This window comes from Streptomyces armeniacus (genome assembly GCF_003355155.1).
In the GTDB taxonomy this organism is placed as follows: Bacteria; Actinomycetota; Actinomycetes; order Streptomycetales; family Streptomycetaceae; genus Streptomyces; species Streptomyces armeniacus.
Genome location: NZ_CP031320.1, coordinates 1,038,193 through 1,053,660, shown reverse-complemented (window position 1 = coordinate 1,053,660; position 15,468 = coordinate 1,038,193). Strand labels below are relative to the sequence as shown.

At 74.2% G+C, this 15,468-nt stretch carries 17 protein-coding genes; 6 read left to right on the top strand and 11 right to left on the bottom strand.

The features are described from left to right. Positions 1-24: 24 nt before the first annotated feature. Positions 25-1,134 (bottom strand): PLP-dependent cysteine synthase family protein, encoded by a 1,110-nt coding sequence (locus DVA86_RS04505; protein ID WP_208875987.1) that lies wholly within the window; start codon positions 1,132-1,134, stop codon positions 25-27. Positions 1,135-1,275: 141 nt separating this feature from the next. Between DVA86_RS04505 and DVA86_RS04500 the strand changes: the two genes are divergently transcribed. Beyond that, a complete protein-coding gene (locus DVA86_RS04500) occupies positions 1,276-1,590 on the top strand; it encodes a hypothetical protein (protein WP_208875986.1) in 315 nt (104 codons plus the stop codon). A 145-nt stretch (positions 1,591-1,735) separates the two neighbouring features. Then, the gene (locus tag DVA86_RS04495) at positions 1,736-2,338 is read left to right on the top strand and encodes an ATP-binding protein (RefSeq protein WP_245996341.1); all 603 of its coding nucleotides are present in this window, start codon (positions 1,736-1,738) and stop codon (positions 2,336-2,338) included. 60 nt (positions 2,339-2,398) lie between these two features. Here the strand turns inward: DVA86_RS04495 and DVA86_RS04490 are convergent, their stop codons facing one another. The 6 genes from DVA86_RS04490 to DVA86_RS04465 all read right to left on the bottom strand — a co-directional run bounded on the left by DVA86_RS04490 (position 2,399) and on the right by DVA86_RS04465 (position 8,428). Further along, positions 2,399-4,975: an ABC transporter permease gene (locus DVA86_RS04490; protein ID WP_208875984.1), complete on the bottom strand. Its 2,577-nt coding sequence runs from the start codon at positions 4,973-4,975 to the stop codon at positions 2,399-2,401. Then, entirely contained in the window at positions 4,972-5,727 is a 756-nt protein-coding gene (locus DVA86_RS04485) for an ABC transporter ATP-binding protein (protein WP_208875983.1), read from the bottom strand. The genes DVA86_RS04490 and DVA86_RS04485 overlap by 4 nt, the downstream gene beginning before the upstream one ends. Next, positions 5,724-6,005: an SHOCT domain-containing protein gene (locus DVA86_RS04480; protein ID WP_208875981.1), complete on the bottom strand. Its 282-nt coding sequence runs from the start codon at positions 6,003-6,005 to the stop codon at positions 5,724-5,726. Before DVA86_RS04480 ends, DVA86_RS04485 begins: the two co-directional genes overlap by 4 nt. Before the next feature lie 164 nt (positions 6,006-6,169). Continuing rightward, positions 6,170-6,553 (bottom strand): PPOX class F420-dependent oxidoreductase, encoded by a 384-nt coding sequence (locus tag DVA86_RS04475; protein ID WP_208875979.1) that lies wholly within the window; start codon positions 6,551-6,553, stop codon positions 6,170-6,172. Positions 6,554-6,686: 133 nt separating this feature from the next. Further along, positions 6,687-7,196, bottom strand: coding sequence for a GNAT family N-acetyltransferase (locus DVA86_RS04470; protein ID WP_208875978.1), 510 nt, complete (start codon positions 7,194-7,196; stop codon positions 6,687-6,689). 5 nt (positions 7,197-7,201) lie between these two features. Then, the gene (locus tag DVA86_RS04465; protein WP_425470965.1) at positions 7,202-8,428 is read right to left on the bottom strand and encodes an ROK family protein; all 1,227 of its coding nucleotides are present in this window, start codon (positions 8,426-8,428) and stop codon (positions 7,202-7,204) included. A 23-nt stretch (positions 8,429-8,451) separates the two neighbouring features. Here DVA86_RS04465 and DVA86_RS04460 point away from each other — a divergent pair, with 23 nt between their 5' ends. The 3 genes from DVA86_RS04460 (at position 8,452) to DVA86_RS04450 (ending at position 10,801) form a co-directional block, all read left to right on the top strand. Then, positions 8,452-9,750, top strand: coding sequence for an MFS transporter (locus DVA86_RS04460; RefSeq protein WP_208875975.1), 1,299 nt, complete (start codon positions 8,452-8,454; stop codon positions 9,748-9,750). A 122-nt stretch (positions 9,751-9,872) separates the two neighbouring features. Continuing rightward, positions 9,873-10,349 (top strand): DUF4442 domain-containing protein, encoded by a 477-nt coding sequence (locus tag DVA86_RS04455; RefSeq protein WP_208875973.1) that lies wholly within the window; start codon positions 9,873-9,875, stop codon positions 10,347-10,349. 134 nt (positions 10,350-10,483) lie between these two features. Then, positions 10,484-10,801: a DUF6332 family protein gene (locus DVA86_RS04450; RefSeq protein ID WP_208875972.1), complete on the top strand. Its 318-nt coding sequence runs from the start codon at positions 10,484-10,486 to the stop codon at positions 10,799-10,801. On the opposite strand, the gene DVA86_RS04445 is transcribed toward DVA86_RS04450, so the two are convergent. The 3 genes from DVA86_RS04445 to DVA86_RS04435 all read right to left on the bottom strand — a co-directional run bounded on the left by DVA86_RS04445 (position 10,762) and on the right by DVA86_RS04435 (position 13,502). Beyond that, positions 10,762-11,427 carry a response regulator transcription factor gene (locus DVA86_RS04445; RefSeq protein ID WP_208875970.1) on the bottom strand — a complete coding sequence of 222 codons (666 nt, stop codon included), beginning with the start codon at positions 11,425-11,427 and terminating at the stop codon, positions 10,762-10,764. The genes DVA86_RS04450 and DVA86_RS04445 overlap by 40 nt on opposite strands. After that, positions 11,424-12,665, bottom strand: coding sequence for a sensor histidine kinase (locus DVA86_RS04440; RefSeq protein WP_208875967.1), 1,242 nt, complete (start codon positions 12,663-12,665; stop codon positions 11,424-11,426). Before DVA86_RS04440 ends, DVA86_RS04445 begins: the two co-directional genes overlap by 4 nt. 108 nt (positions 12,666-12,773) lie before the next feature. Continuing rightward, the gene (locus DVA86_RS04435) at positions 12,774-13,502 is read right to left on the bottom strand and encodes a TetR/AcrR family transcriptional regulator (RefSeq protein ID WP_208875966.1); all 729 of its coding nucleotides are present in this window, start codon (positions 13,500-13,502) and stop codon (positions 12,774-12,776) included. A gap of 121 nt (positions 13,503-13,623) precedes the next feature. On the opposite strand from DVA86_RS04435, the gene DVA86_RS04430 reads away from it, so the two are divergent. Continuing rightward, a complete protein-coding gene (locus DVA86_RS04430) occupies positions 13,624-14,085 on the top strand; it encodes a nitroreductase family deazaflavin-dependent oxidoreductase (protein WP_208875965.1) in 462 nt (153 codons plus the stop codon). 39 nt (positions 14,086-14,124) lie between these two features. On the opposite strand, the gene DVA86_RS04425 is transcribed toward DVA86_RS04430, so the two are convergent. After that, positions 14,125-15,435 carry a geranylgeranyl reductase family protein gene (locus tag DVA86_RS04425; RefSeq protein ID WP_208875964.1) on the bottom strand — a complete coding sequence of 437 codons (1,311 nt, stop codon included), beginning with the start codon at positions 15,433-15,435 and terminating at the stop codon, positions 14,125-14,127. Between the last annotated feature and the right edge of the window lie 33 nt (positions 15,436-15,468).

The window sequence follows — 15,468 nt, the reverse complement described above, 5'->3', positions numbered from 1 at the left end:
CCGTACGTACGGGCCGGAGCCGCGTCAGTCCGGCCAGACGCCCTCGGTGAGGAACGTGTCGATGGCCGCCGCGTACGGCGCGATGTCCAGGCCCTGTTCGGCGAGCCACGCGTCGGAGTAGTACTTGTCGAGGTAGCGGTCGCCGGGGTCGCACAACAGCGTGACGACCGAGCCCACGCGGCCCTCCGCGACCATCTCCGCGACGATCCGCAGCGCGCTCCACAGCCCCGTGCCGGTCGAGCCGCCGGCCTTCCGCCCGATGGCCCGCTCCAGCGCCCGTACGGACGCCACGGACGCGGCGTCGGGCACCTTCATCATGCGGTCGATGGCGCCCGGTACGAAGCTGGGCTCCATACGGGGCCGGCCGATGCCTTCGATACGGGATCCGCAGTCGCTGGACGCGCCGGGGTCGCCGCGTACCCAGCCGTCGAAGAAGCAGGAGTTCTCGGGGTCGGCGACGCAGATCCGGGTGTCGTACTGCATGTAGTGGACGTAGCGGGCGAGGGTCGCCGAGGTGCCGCCGGTGCCCGCGGTGGCGACGATCCAGGCGGGCTCCGGATAGCGCTCGAGCCGCAACTGGTGGTGGATCGACTCGGCGATGTTGTTGTTGCCGCGCCAGTCGGTGGCACGCTCGGCGTAGGTGAACTGGTCCATGTAGTGGCCGCCGGTCTCCACCGCGAGGGCAGCCGACACGTCGTACACGGTGCGCGGATCGTCCACCAGATGGCACCGGCCGCCGTGGAACTCGATCAGTCGTGTCTTCTCGCTGCTGGTCGTGCGCGGCATCACCGCGATGAAGGGGACGCCGATCAGCTTCGCGAAATACGCCTCGGACACGGCCGTCGAGCCGCTGGACGCCTCGATGACCGGCCGGTCCTTGCGGATCCAGCCGTTGCACAGGCCGTAGAGGAACAGCGAGCGGGCCAGCCGGTGCTTGAGGCTGCCGGTGGGGTGCGTGGACTCGTCCTTCAGATACAGGTCGATGCCCCACCGCTCCGGCAGCGGGAAGCTCAGCAGATGCGTGTCGGCGCTGCGCTGGTTGTCCGCCTGGACCTTGCGGACGGCCTCCTTCAGCCAGTCGCGGTAGCCGGGGTCGCTGCGGTCGACGTCGCCGGTGGCGGATGCGCTGGTCACCCGCCGATCATAGAGCCGCGTCAGAGCCGCACCGGACCCGCACTGGTGGAGGCGCCGGATGCGCGGCACACTGCGAACAGGGTGTGGTGCACCCGGCCGGGTGACACCGGCTGCGATGGTTCACGCGGAGGGCGGTGCGGCATGGCGGACACGGACTTCGATGCCGGTGGCGTGCGGATCGAGCGGATGCTGCGGTCACTCACCCGGGCCGGGAGGGTCCTCATCCGGGACGGCAGGCTGGAGCTGCTGACCAGCTACGGGCGCGAGATCGACAGCGCGCCGCTGGAGAAGGTGCGGATCAGCGGCTGGTACGGCGCGCGGCGGCGGGCCGTGGCGACCGTCAACGGCACCCGGTATCTGCTCCGCCTGGGCCTCGGGCACCGGGAGGGCCTGGTCAGCGCGGTGCGTACGGCCCGCGCCAAGGCGGCGGCAGAGCGGGGCGTACTGGGGCGCTGAGGCGCGCGCCGGGTCCGCGGGGCGCCGGGTCGTCCCGGCGTCCGAGTTGCAGTGCGGTGACGGTGCCCGCACCCTGGGGTTTGTGACGCGCATCACATGCGATCCGCTTTCCGCCCGCCCGGGCCCTTCCCAGGGAGTCGCAGCCGTGATCAGTCGAACCACCACCCCGAGCAGGCACTGCGCGGTCGAGTTCCAGGCGCTGCCCTCGCGCATCGGCCAGGTCCGCCGCATCGTCTCCGCCCAGCTGCGGTACTGGCATCTCCATCCGCTCATCGACCGGGCCGCGCTCGGAATGACCGAGCTGCTGGCGAATGTCCACGAGCACGCGGGCCCCGACAAGCACTGCACCGTGGAACTGGTCTTCCTGTGGGACCGGCTGACGGTGTCCGTACGCGACCAGGACCCGAACCTCCCCCGGCTGCGCGAGTCGGGGGCGCTCGCCACCGACGGGCGCGGGCTCGCGCTGGTGGCCGCCGTCAGCGAGAGCTGGGGCGTGCACGCGCGGCAGGACGGCTCGGGCAAGGTCGTGTGGTTCACGCTGCCCGCGCCGTTCACCACCTCCCGTACGGTGCGGCCGGCGGCCCCCGCCGCGTCCACCGCGGCTGCCCCGTCGGGTGCGTCCGCCCCGCCTGCTCCGGCCGCCGCGGCTGCCGCCGCTGCCCCGGCCGCCGCGTCCGCGCCGCTGCTCGCGGACGACGACGGGGCCGCCGCCCCCGTGGAACAGCGGCCCCGCGCCTCGCACGCCTAGGGTCTGCGGGGCAGCCTGCGGCGTACGGTCCGGGTGCGCGCGCCGGACGGCGCGCGCGGGTCACTCCGTGGCGATGGCCCGGAGCACGTCCAGCCGTGCGGCCCGGCGGGCGGGGCGCCAGCCGGCCAGCAGCCCGACCGCCACGCCCACCAGCGCGACCAGCGTCAGCTGCACCGGCGGCACGTCGAACGTGAACGGCGTGGCGGCCTGCGCGTCCGCCGCCGTCACCAGCGCCCAGCTCAGGAACCCGCCGAGCACCAGCCCGCCGGCCGTGCCGAACGCGGCGACGAGGACGGACTCCCAGCGGACCATCGCCCGCAGCTGGGCCCGGGTCTGGCCGACCGAGCGCAGCAGGCCCAGTTCGCGGGTGCGTTCGTGGACGGCGAGGGTGAGGGTGTTGGCGATGCCGAGCAGCGCGATCAGCACGGCCAGCGCGAGCAGGGCGTAGACCAGGCTGAGCATCATGTCGATGCCGCTCGCAGAGGTCTCGACGTACTCGTCCCTGCTCTGCACCTCGGGGCTGCCGTACGGCTCCGCCGCCCGCTCGACCGCGGCCTGTGCCCGGTCGGACGGCACGCCGTCGGCGTAGGTCACGACCATGAGCCAGTCGGCGTCCTGCGTACGGTGCGGGGCCCAGGCCTCGCGGGTGATGACGTAGTCGCCCGTCAGCTCCGGCTGATCGTAGAGGGCCCGTACGGTGAACGTCTGCTTCTCGCCGTCGGCGAAGACCAGTTCGGCCCTGGAGCCGACCCGCCAGCCCCTGTCGTCCGCCTTCTCCTCGGAGACCGCGATGCCGTGCGTGCCGAAGTCGTCGAACGAGCCCGTCACCTCGCCGACGTCGAGTACGCCGCCGAGCCGCGCCGGGTCCGTCACGGTCAGCTCGGTGCCGCCGCCGTCGATGCGGGCGACGCCCCGGCCGAGCCCGAGCGCCGTCTCCACCTCGGGGAGCTTCTCGACCGCCGGTTCCAGCCGCGGGCTGAGCCCCGCGCCGCCGGGGCCCTGGCCGCCGAAGCCCGAGGAGGCGGTGACGGCGGCGTCGCCGGCGAAGTTGCGCGAGACGGTGTCGTCCATCGTGGCCTTGAGCGACGACGCGAAGACCGTGAACAGGGACACCACGGCGACCCCGATCATCAGCGCGGTCGCGGTGGCCGCGGTGCGCTTCGGGCTGCGCAGGGCGTTGCGCTGCGCCAGGGCGCCCGAGATGCCGCGGGCCCGTGCGACGGGGCGGCCCAGGACGCGTACGGCGAGCGAGGACACCACCGGTCCGAGCACCACGAACGCGACCACCACCAGTACGGCCCCCAGCGAGGTCAGCAGCACCGTGCCGCCGGCCCCGGCCACCGCGAGCACCACCCCCGCCGCGCCGAGCACCGCGCCGGCGACGGCGCGCGTACGGGACGCGCCCGCCGACTCCACCGCGGTCTCGCGCAGTGCGGCGAGCGGCGCGGTGCGGCCGGCGCGTACGGCGGGCAGCACGGCCGAGCCGAGCGTGACGAGGACGCCGATGACAAGCGGCAGCAGCATGGACATCGCGCTGATGACCAAGTCGCCCTCGGGGAACGGGAATCCGATCGCCGGGAACAGCGCCTGCAGCCCGGCCGCGATCGCGATCCCGCCGCCGAGTCCGACGGCCGACGCGAGGGTGCCCACCACCGCCGCCTCCACCATGGTGGAGCCGAGCACCTGGCGGCGGGACGCGCCCAGGGCGCGCATCAGGGCGTTCTCGCGGGAGCGCTGGGCGACGACGATCGCGAACGTGTTGTGGATCGAGAACGTCGCGACGAACAGCGCGATGCCGGAGAAGACCAGCAGCAGGGTGGTGAACAGGCCGAGGAACTCCCCGGAGGTGTTCTCCTGCTGCTCGTCGGCGGCGGCCTCGCCGGTGATCGCCTCGACGCCGCGCGGGAGTTGGTCGGCGAGCGCCTTCGTCAGCTCCTCCTGCCCGGTGCCGGGTTCGGCCCGCACGTCGATCGTGGCGGCGCGTCCCGGCTCCGTGGCGAGGTACTTCTCCGCGTCGGCCCGCGTCATCCCGGCGAACGTGGTCTCGGCCATGCCGTCCTCGCCGCCGAAGGTGGCCAGGCCGACGATCTCGACCTCGACCGGCTCGGGCGTACGCAGCGTGGTGCGGTCGCCGACCTCCAGGCCGCCGCTCTCGGCGGCGCCCCGGTTGATCACGATCTCGCCGGACGCGCGCGGTGCGTGCCCCTCCGCCAGGTCGTACGGGTTGAGCTCCCGGTCCGTGACCCAGTTCCCCGCCATGGTCGGCGGCCCGCCGCCGCCCACCGGTTCGCCGTCGGAGCCGACGATCTGGCCGGGGCCCTCGATGCTGGGGGCGGCCGCGGCGACGCCGGGCACCTTCTCGATGGTGTCCACGAGCCGGGTGTCGACGGGTTCGCGGGCGCCCTGCGGGTTGTCCCCCGTGGTGATGGCCTCGCTGCTGCGGACCACCGAGTCGGTGCCGCTGGAGGCGTTGCCGAACATGGTGTCGAAGCTCGCGCGCAGCGTGTCCCCCATGACGAGCGTTCCGGCGAGGAAGGCCACGCCGATCAGCACCGCCGAGAACGTCCCGGCGAACCGGCGCTTGTGGGTGCGCAGCGACGCGAGGCTGATCCGTACGGAGGCGCGGGTGCCGCTCATGTCGCCACCTCCGGCTGACGGTGGTGCCCGTCGAACGCCTTCAGCCGGTCCAGGACGCGCTCCGCGGTGGGCGCCTCCATCCGGTCGACGAGCCGCCCGTCCGCCAGGAAGACGACCTCGTCGGCGTGTGCGGCGGCCACCGGGTCGTGCGTGACCATCACGACGGTGCGGTCCGTCTCCCGTACGGCGCGGCCCAGGAGCCGCAGTACCTCCTCGCCGGAGCGGGAGTCGAGGTTCCCCGTCGGCTCGTCCGCGAAGACCACCTCCGGGCGGCTCGCGAACGCGCGGGCCACGGCGACGCGCTGCTGCTGTCCGCCGGACAGTTCGCTCGGCCGGTGGTGCAGCCGGTCGCGCAGCCCTACGACGTCGATCAGAGAGTCGGTCCACTCGGAGTCGCCCCGTACGCCGGAGAGGTCCTGGGGCAGCGTGATGTTCTCGGCAACCGTCAGCGTGGGCAGCAGGTTGAACGCCTGGAACACGAAGCCGACCCGCTCGCGGCGCAGCAGCGTCAGCCGCTTGTCGCTGAGCGTGCCGAGCTCGGTGCCGCCGATGTGGGCCTCGCCCGAGGTGAGGGTGTCCAGGCCGGCGGCGCAGTGCATCAGCGTGGACTTGCCGGACCCGGAGGGGCCCATGATGGCGGTGAAGCGGCCGGCGGCGAAGTCGACGGACACGCCGTCGAGCGCGCGTACTTCGGTGTCCCCGCTGCCGTAGACCTTGACGGCGTCGACGACGCGTGCGGCGATGGAGGTCATTCCGAGCCTCCCTTGCTCTCCTTGAGCACGGACAGCCGCATCCAGTACTCGTTCTCGTCGATCTCGCCGGCCGCGAAGCGGTTCGCCAGGAGTTCGAGCGGCGCGTTCGCGGGGTCGGCGGCGGCCGTGCCGCGCCCCTGCCAGGGGCCGCGGCCGCGCCAGACGGTGCGGCGTGCCAGCGTGACCAGGCCGAAGATGACGGCCGCCCACATCAGCGGGAAGAGCAGGATCCAGGGGCCGGGGCCCCCGCTGTCGGCCCAGTGCGCCATGGTGTTCATGTCCGGTCAGCTCCTCGGTAGCGGTTGCTGTCTTCGCTACCGAGAGTCGCCGTACGAAGGGGTCCGCGTCGTCGTACGGCCAGCGGCCGTGCACGTACCCCGGCGGGAGTACGCGGCCCTGCGCGCGCTGCTTCCCGCGCGGGCGGAGCCGCGGGGCGGACGGCTCAGAAGGTGACTGCGATGCCGGTGTGCGGCCGTTTCCCGCGCCGCAGCAGGGCGGCGCCGGAGTCCAGCAGTCGGAACTTCCAGCCGTACTTGGCGCCCATCGCCGCCCGTACGCGGTCCAGCCCGGACCGGCCCGGCAGCAGCCGCGCCGTCGCCTCGACCGGCTCGGCGTCGCCCGCTGTGCGGCCCCGCGCGTCACACGGAGTGACGGTTACGCGGGTGTCGTTCCGCAGCCGCTTCACCTTGCCGGTGTCGGTCTTGGTCCAGATCAGCAGCTCCCCGCCGTCCGCCACGCACCAGACGGGCGTGGGGACCGGCGTGCCGTCACGGCGGAGCGTGACGAGGCGGACGTACGTGCTCTCGGCGATCACGGGCGGCACCATACGGCGAGGCTACGGCAGCGGGGCGCCGCCCGCGCCCGAACGGCGGCCGCGCCCGGGCGGCGTACGGCGGCGCGCGCGCCCGGCTCGCCACGTCACGTACGCCCGTGGCCGTACGCCCGTGCCCGTACCCCTGTCAGACGAGTTCGCGGCGCATGCAGACGCGCGGCCAGCGGTCGATGCCCAGTTCGGCCTCGTGCGCGCGGATCTCGCGGAGGCCCGGGGTCAGTTCGCCGTCGGCGAGCCGCCGGAAGCCGCAGCGCTCGTAGTACGGCGCGTTCCACGGCACGTCGTCGAACGTCGTCAGGGTGAGTGCGGGCACGCCCGCGGCCCGCTCGCGCTCCGCCACGTCGTCGAGCAGCGCCCGCCCGATGCCGCGGCGCGCGCTGCCGGCGTGCACCGAGATCTGCTCGACATGGGTGCAGCCGTCGACGGGCAGCAGCACCGCGTACGCCACCGGCCGGTCGTCCTCCCCCGCGCTGACCCAGAGCCGTCCGGCCTGCTGCAACTGCCGGAGTTCGGCCGGCGACGGCGGCTCGTGGTCCGCGATCAGGTCCATGCCCACGTCGCGGAACCACTGTCCCGCCGTCCGTTCGATCTCCCGCAGCACCTCGAGTTCCGCGGCGCGGGCAGGTCGGATCTCCATGGCCGTCAGCCTCCCAGCAGCAGCAGCGGGTCGTCCAGCAGCGGCTGCCAGGCCAGTTCGGCCGCTCCGACCAGGCTGTTGTGGTCGAGCGTGCAGGCCAGTACGGGCACGCCGCCGCTGCGGCCCCACAGGCTGCTGTCGGCGATGACGGCGCGGAGCCGTTCGCCGTCCTTCTCGACCAGCGCGCGGTGCAGCCCGGCGAGGACGATGCGGTCCGGGTTGAGGATGTTGACGAGCCCGGCGAGCCCCAGGCCGAGCCGGTCGATGAGCAGTTCGACCGCCGTACGGACCCGGGGGTCGGTGTCGTACTCCGTACGGATCAGCTCCCACGACTGCTCCAGCAGGGAGACCTCGGGCCCGGGCGTACGGCCCGCCGCCTCCAGGAACGCCAGCGGGTCGGTCTCCACGTCCAGGCAGCCGCGGCTGCCGCAGTGGCAGGGCCGCCCGGCCGGGTCCACGGTGAGGTGGCCGACCTCCAGGGCGAGGCCCGAACTCCCGGTGTGCAGCCGCCCGTTCAGCACCAGCGCCCCGCCGACCCCGCGGTGCCCGGTGCCGACGACGAGCAGGTGCTCGGCGCCGCGTCCGGCCCCGTGCCGGTGCTCGGCGAGGGCGGCGAGGTTGACGTCGTTGGCGGTGTAGCCGGTGGCGGGCGCGTCCGGGGACGGCCCGGGGACACGGGCGTCGGCGAGACAGCGGGTGAAGATGTCCCGCACGGGGGCGCCCGCCTCCCAGGCGAGGTGCAGCGGGTTCAGCGCCGTACCCTCCGGTTCGGCGACCGCGGACGGCACGGCGAGCCCGGCGCCGACGCAGCGCCGTCCGGTCTCGCGCAGCAGCCCGGCGCCCGACTCGACGACCTCGCCGAGCACTTGGGCGGGGTCCGCGTGGACGGTCATGCAGCCGGGGGCGGTGGCCACGATCCGCCCGCCGAGTCCGACGAGGGCGGCGCGGAAGCCGTCCGCGTGCACCTGGGCGGCGAGCACCACGGGCCCTTCGGGGTCGACGGCGAGCCGGTGCGAGGGCCTGCCCTGCGCCCCGACGGCGGCTCCGGGCCGGGAGTCGACGGTGATGAGGCCGAGCGACGCGAGTTCGGCGGCGACGGCTCCGGCGGTCGCGCGGGTCACGCCGAGTTCGGCGGTGAGCACGGCGCGGGTGGGCGCGCGTCCGGTGTGCACGAGGGCGAGCGCCGGCCCCAGGGCTCCACGGCCCCTCTCCAGCTTTGTTGTACGAGTCAGGGTCACACCCCTATTCTGGCTTTGTGCCGTCAATAAACAAACTACGGACCGCGCTCCCCGGCAGCGGAGGTCCCGCGGGCACGGGCCGACGCACCGCCGACGACGGGCTGCGGCGCCTCCGCGCCGCGCTCACCGCGTTCTTCGCGCTCGACGGCCTGCTGTTCGCCGGCTGGGTCGTGCGCATCCCCGCCATCAAACACCAGACGGGCGCGTCCGCCAGCGATCTCGGCCTGGCTCTGCTCGGGGTCTCCGCGGGCGCGGTGGCCACCATGACACTCACCGGCCGGCTGTGCCGCCGTTTCGGCAGCCGTCGCGTGACCGTCGCCTCCGCGGTGCTGCTGTCGCTCGGCATCGCGCTGCCGCCGCTGACCCACTCGGCACTGGCCCTGGGTCTCGTCCTGCTCGTCTTCGGCGCCGCGTACGGCGCCATCAACGTCGCCATGAACAGCGCGGCCGTCGACCTGGTCGCGGCGCTGCGGCGGCCCGTGATGCCCAGCTTCCACGCGGCGTTCAGCCTCGGCGGGATGCTCGGGGCGGGCCTCGGCGGGCTCGTGGCGGGGCAGTTGAGCGCCACACGGCACCTGCTCCTGCTCACCGTGACGGGCCTGCTGGTCACGGCGCTCACGGCGCGCACGCTGCTGGCGTACGAGTTGGCGCCGGGCGACGGCGGAGCGGCGCGCGACGCGTCCCGTACGGCACCGGATGCGGCGGGCGGCACGGAGCCCCGTACGGAGTCGCCCACGGCCGGCGGCGCGTCCCGTACGGATGCCGCGCCCGTCCGCCGTACCGGCGTGCTGGTCACCGTGCTCGGGCTGATCGCGCTGTGCACCGCGTACGGGGAGGGCGCGCTCGCCGACTGGAGCGCCCTGCATCTGACCGAGGACCTGGACGCGAGCGCCGGGGTCGCGGCCGCCGGGTACTCCGTCTTCGCGCTCGCCATGACCGTCGGCCGGCTCAGCGGCACCTGGCTGCTGCAGCGGCTCGGTGAGAACCGCGCCCTGGTCCTGGGCGGCGCCACGGCGGCGTGCGGCATGCTGCTCGGCGCCCTCGCCCCGTCGGTGTGGCCCGCCCTGGCGGGCTTCGTCGTCACCGGCTTCGGGCTCGCGAACATCTTCCCGATCGCCATCGGCCGGGCCGGCGCCCTCGCGGGCCCGAGCGGCGTCGCCGCCGCGTCCACGCTCGGTTACGGCGGCATGCTGCTCGGCCCGGTGGCCATCGGCTTCCTCGCGGAGTGGTTCTCACTGACGGCCGCGCTCACCACCGTCGCGCTGCTGGCCGCGGTGGCGGCGCTCATCGCGTACGTGGCCCGGCGCGCGATCTGACGCCCGTACGCGCGGCCCGGCGGGCATGTTCAGGCGCCGCGGCCCGGCGGGCGCGCCGCGTCCGTACGGTGGGGCCGCGCACGCCTATTACCGGACAGTAACTCCCGTGGTAGCGTCCCGGCATGCGAAAGACGCTGTCCACTCCGCACGGCCTGCGCCGCGCCATGGCTTGGTGGCCTCCGTACCGCTTCGCCGGCATCAAGGTCCTCGACATCGCCGGGGACTGGAGCAGCGCACGGGTGCGGCTCCGGCTCGGCCGCTTCAACCGGAACTACTTCGGCACCCAGTTCGGCGGCTCCCTGTACTCGATGAGCGACCCCTTCTGGGCGCTGCTCGCCGTGAACCGGCTGGGCAAGGAGTACATCGTGTGGGACAAGGCCGGCGAGATCGAGTACGTGGCGCCGGGCCGCGGCGACGTCTTCGCAGAGTTCGAGCTGACCGAGGACCGGCTGGCGGAGATACGGGCCGAGACCGCGGAAGGCGGCAAGGCGCTGCCCTGGTTCGAGTCCGTGGTGACCGCCGCCGACGGCACCGTGGTGGCGCGAGTGCGCAAGCAGCTCTACGTACGCCGCAAGTCCCCCGCCGCCGCCCGGCGCTGAACCGCGCCGCCCGCACCACCGCCGAGGCGGCCCGCGGGCTCCCCGCGGCCGTACGCCCCGTCCCTGCGCGGGCGCTCCGGCGCCCGTTGGCCGAGGCATGTCGCAGGGCCGCCGGAGGGTGACAGAATCGCTTTATGGACTCAGAGCGGCAGCCACCCGACACACCGGCGACGTCCACGGGCAGCGCGCCGTCCCAGGCCGCGCGGGACGCCACCACCGTGGAGATCGCCTTCGCGCTCATCAGCGGGGGCGTGCTGGCCGGTGCCGTGTTCCTCGCGCTGGCCAGTCCCGCGCTCTTCTGGCACGGGTCGTCCGAGTGGATCCAGCCCGCGCAGTGGATCGGCGGCACGGTGTTCGTCGGCCGCGTGCTGTGGGTGCTGCTGAGGTGGCGCTGGCAGCAGCAGGAGTGGCGTCAGCCGAGCCACCCGGGGCGGACCAGCCCGGACTCGTAGGCCAGCACGACCAGTTGGGCGCGGTCCCGCGCCCCGAGCTTGACCATGGTGCGGCTGACATGGGTCTTCGCCGTGAGGGGCGAGACGACGAGCCGCCGGGCGATCTCCTCGTTCGAGAGCCCGATGCCGACCAGCGCCATCACCTCCCGCTCGCGCTCGGTGAGTTCGGCGAGCGACGCGGCAGCCGCGGGCTCCTTCGAGCGGGCCGCGAACTCCGAGATCAGCCGCCGCGTCACCCCCGGCGAGAGCAGGGCGTCGCCCTCGACGACCGCGCGCACGGCGCGTACCAGCTCGTCCGGCTCGGTGTCCTTCACCAGGAAGCCGGAGGCGCCGGACCGGATCGCCTCGAAGACGTACTCGTCCAGTTCGAAGGTGGTCAGCATGACCACCTTGACCGGCTCCAGGCCGGGGTCCTCGCTGATCTTGCGGGTGGCGGCGAGGCCGTCGAGCACCGGCATGCGGATGTCCATCAGGACGAGATCGGGCGCCAGTTCGCGCACCATGGCCAACGCCTCTGCCCCGTCGGCGGCCTCGCCCACGACCTCGATGTCGGGCTGCGCGTCGAGCAGCGCGCGGAAGCCCGCGCGGACGAGCAGCTGATCGTCGGCCAGCAGTACGCGGATCACGATGCCTCCTTCTCGGTGGACCCGCTCACGGTAGCCGGGGCGGACAGGGGGAGCCGGGCCAGCACCCGGAACCCGCCGTCGCCGCGCGGCCCCGCCTCGACGGAGCCGCCGAGCACGGCGGCGCGTTCGCGCATGCCGACGAGTCCGTTGCCGCCGCCGCCCGGCCCGCGCTCGGCGGCCGGCCCGTCGTCGTCGACGCGGATGCGCAGCTCGTCGCCCGCGTAGTGCAGCAGTACGCGCGCCTCCCGGGACGCGGAGTGCCGCATCACGTTGGTCAGCGCCTCCTGGACGATGCGGAACGCCGCCAGGTCCGCTCCCGGCGGCAGCCCCGCGGGCCGCCCCTCGGTCTCGGTGCTGACCCGCAGCCCGGCGCCCGCCGCCTGCTCGGCCAGCTCCGGCAGCCGTTCGAGGCCGGGCGCGGGCGCGCGGGGCGCGTCCCCGGGGGTGCGCAGCGTGTCGAGGACGTGCCGTACCTCGCCCAGCGCCTCCTTGCTGGCGGACTTGATGGTGGTCAGCGCGGAACGGGCCTGCTCGGGGTCGGAGTCGAGGAGCGCGAGCCCGACGCCCGCCTGCACGTTGATCACCGAGATGCTGTGGGCCAGTACGTCGTGCAGTTCGCGTGCGATGCGCATCCGCTCCTCGTCGGTCTTGCGCCGCTCCGCCTCCTCCCGCTCCTCCCGCTGGCGGGCCCACTGCTCCCGGCGCACCCGCGCGACCTCGGCCGCCGCGGCGACCGCGATCATCCAGGCGGCGGGCGCGAGGGCGAAGCTCCAGTCGCTGCCGCCGTCGCCCGCGGGCGGCAGCCAGCGGTACAGCCAGGCGCCGACCAGCACCTGGCTGCTCCACAGCACGAGGAGCCCGGACCAGGCGGCGCGGCGGTGCCCGGCGACGACGGCTGTGAACGTACCGACGATCACGCAGAGGTAGATCGGCCCGTACGGATACCCGAGGGCGAGATAGAGCGCGCACACCGCGCTCGTACCGAGCGCCACGAGCGCCGGACGGCGCTGCCGCAGCAGCAGCTGCCCCGGGCCGAGCACCAGCAGGACCCGCGCGAACACGTCGAGCGCCTCGCGGTCCGTCTGCTCGCTGGCGGCGAAGGCGGAGCCGACGAGCGTGATGAAGGTGATCGCGAGGGTCGACGGCCAGGGCAGCCGCGCCAGCGCCGGGGGCCGCTCCACCCAGCGCTGCCACAGCGGTGGGCCGGGCAGGCCGTCGCGCAGAGGGGCTCGTTTCATACGGCAACGCTAGACCGCCGGGCGGCGGGGCGGCGTCAGCCGAGCGCGGTGCTCACCCGTACTCCCTGGGCAGTACGGGGTTCCCCCGGGCCGCCGTCGCGGCGGCCGTCACGCGTCGCCGTCCGCCCCGGTCCCGATGCCGAGGCCGCGGGCGAGACGGGCGGCGGCGTGGTCGAAGAACTCCTCGCGGGCCTCGACGACCCGGTTGAACTGGCCGAACACCTCGAAGCTCACCAGCCCGAACAACTGCGACCAGGTGGCGACGAGTTCGGCCATCAGCGTCGGCGTGAGCGCCAGGCCGAGCTGCTCGGCGAGCCGTTCAGCGTCCTCCCGCATCCCGGCCGCCGCCTCCGCGCCGTCCGCGGGTGCGCGCAGGTCGCCCGCCGCGGCGGCCTCGCCGACGACGGTGATCAGCGCGAGGGCGACGCGGGAGGCCGGGCCGGTGGTGGCCTGGGGTGCGGAGTATCCGGGTACGGGCGAGCCGTAGATGAGCGCGTACTCGTGCGGGTGGTCCAGCGCCCACGCCCGCACCGCGCGGCAGACGGCCAGCCAGCGCTCGAGGTGGGTGTCCGGGGACGGCGCCGGGGCCGCGTCGAGGGCGCGTTCGGCGGCGGCGCCGACAGCGTCGTACGCGTCGATGATCAGGGCCGTCAGCAGGTCGTCACGGCTGGGGAAGTAGCGGTAGAGGGCCGAGGACACCATCCCCAGCTCGCGGGCGACGGCGCGGAGCGACAGGCGTGCGGCGCCCTGCTCGGTGAGCTGCCGCCTGGCCTCGTCCTTGATCGCCGCCGTGACCTCGGTGCGGGCGCGCTCCCTGGCGCCCTGGATCTTGGGCATGGGACGAAGTGTGCCACCTTCCGGAGCATCGGCCAAGAACGAGAGCACCGCTCTTGCTTTTCCTTCACTCGCGTGCAACGCTGATCTCAATCGAGAGCAGTGCTCACACAAAGGAGACGCCATGTCGCCGCACTATCTGAAGCCCGGCCGGTACGAGGCCGTTCTCGTGCACCGCCCGCTCGCCTGGCTCGCCCGGCGCGGCATCCGCCTCTACGGGCTGTCCGAACTCGCCGTACGCGGCCGCAAGTCCGGTGCCTGGCGCACCACTCCCGTCAACCCGCTCAGCCACGCCGGCGAGCGGTACCTCGTCGCCCCGCGCGGCCACACCCAGTGGGTGCGGAACCTGCGCGAGGCGGGCAACGGCGAGCTGCGGTCCGGCAGGCGGCGTACCGACCGCTTCACCGCCACCGAACTGCCCGACGCCGAGAAGCCCGAGGTGCTGCGCGCCTATCTCAAGCGCTGGGGCTGGGAGGTCGGCCGGTTCTTCGACGGCGTCAACGCCAAGTCGAGCGACGAGGAGCTGCTCGCCGCGGCGCACAAGCACCCGGTGTTCCGGATCACCGTGCACGAGGAGCCGGCCTGACCCCGGCCCCGCCGCGGCCACGGCGGGGCCGGCGGCCCGCTACCCCCGCCCGGCCGCCGGCCGGTCCAGGGTGTCCAGCGCGCGCCGCGCCACCGGATGCGTGCGGACGATCTCGGCCATCGAGGTGGTGCCACGGGTGATCCGCGAGAACGCGTTCCACGCGGGGCGGAAGCCGGTGAGCGCCGCGTGCAGCAGCCCGGGACGCCGCGAGAACGCGGTGAACATCCGCCGCCCGACGCCCATTTCGACACCCAGCCCCGCCTTGACCGCGAACGCGTAGTTCAGCGCCTGGCGCCGTGCGTCCACCGCGTCGTGCGACTCGGCGACACGGACCGCCCACTCCCCCGCCAGCCGCCCGGAGCGCAGCGCGAACGAGATGCCCTCACGCGTGCACGGCTCCAGCAGCCCCGCCGCGTCGCCGCACACCAGCACCCGGCCGCGGGACAGCGGCGAGTCGTCCGTACGGCAGCGGGTGAGATGCCCGGACGAGACGCTGGGCGTGAACCCGGCCAGGCCGAGCCGCGCCACGAAGTCGTCCAGATAGCGCCGGGTGGCGGCGCCCTCGCCGCGCGCGGAGATGACCCCGACGGTGAGCGTGTTCTCCTTCGGAAACACCCAGCCGTAGCTGCCGGGCAGCGGGCCCCAGTCGATCAGCACCCGGCCCGCCCAGTCCTCGGCGACGCTGTCCGGGACCGGGATCTCGGCCTCCAGGCCCAGATCGACCTGGTCGAGCTTCACGCCGACGTGCGAACCTATCCGGCTCGCGCTCCCGTCCGCGCCGACCACCGCGCGGGCGAGCACCGGCTCCTCGTCGCCGGACAGCACGACGGCCACCGTCCGCCGGTCCGGCACGCCGGGCCCGTGCTGCTCGACGCGGGACACGGTGACGCCCGTACGGAGCTCGGCGCCGGCCCGTTCGGCGGACTGCACCAGGGCGTGGTCGAACTCCGGCCTGTTGATCAGCCCGAACAGCATCCGCTTGGACCGCCGGGTGCGGCTCAGCTTCCCGTTCAGCGAGAAGGTGACGGCGTGCACGCGGTCGCGCAGCGGGAGCTCGAAGCCGGGCGGCAGCGCGTCCCGGGAGAGGCCGATGATGCCGCCGCCGCACGTCTTGTACCGCGGCAGCTCCGACTTCTCCAGCAGCAGCACGCGGCGGCCGGCGACCGCCGCGGCGTACGCCGCCGAGGCACCGGCCGGGCCCGCGCCCACCACGACGACATCCCACACGGCGCGGTCCGGTCCGTCCGGTGCCTCCGTGCGGTCGGGTTCGGCGTCCTCGGATGCGTTCTCGCTGCTCACGATGTGCTTCTGCTCCCGTTCGATGGCTGGCTCCGGTGTGGCAGCCCGCATCCTACGGGCCCGTGTCCGCCGGATCGCGCTGTG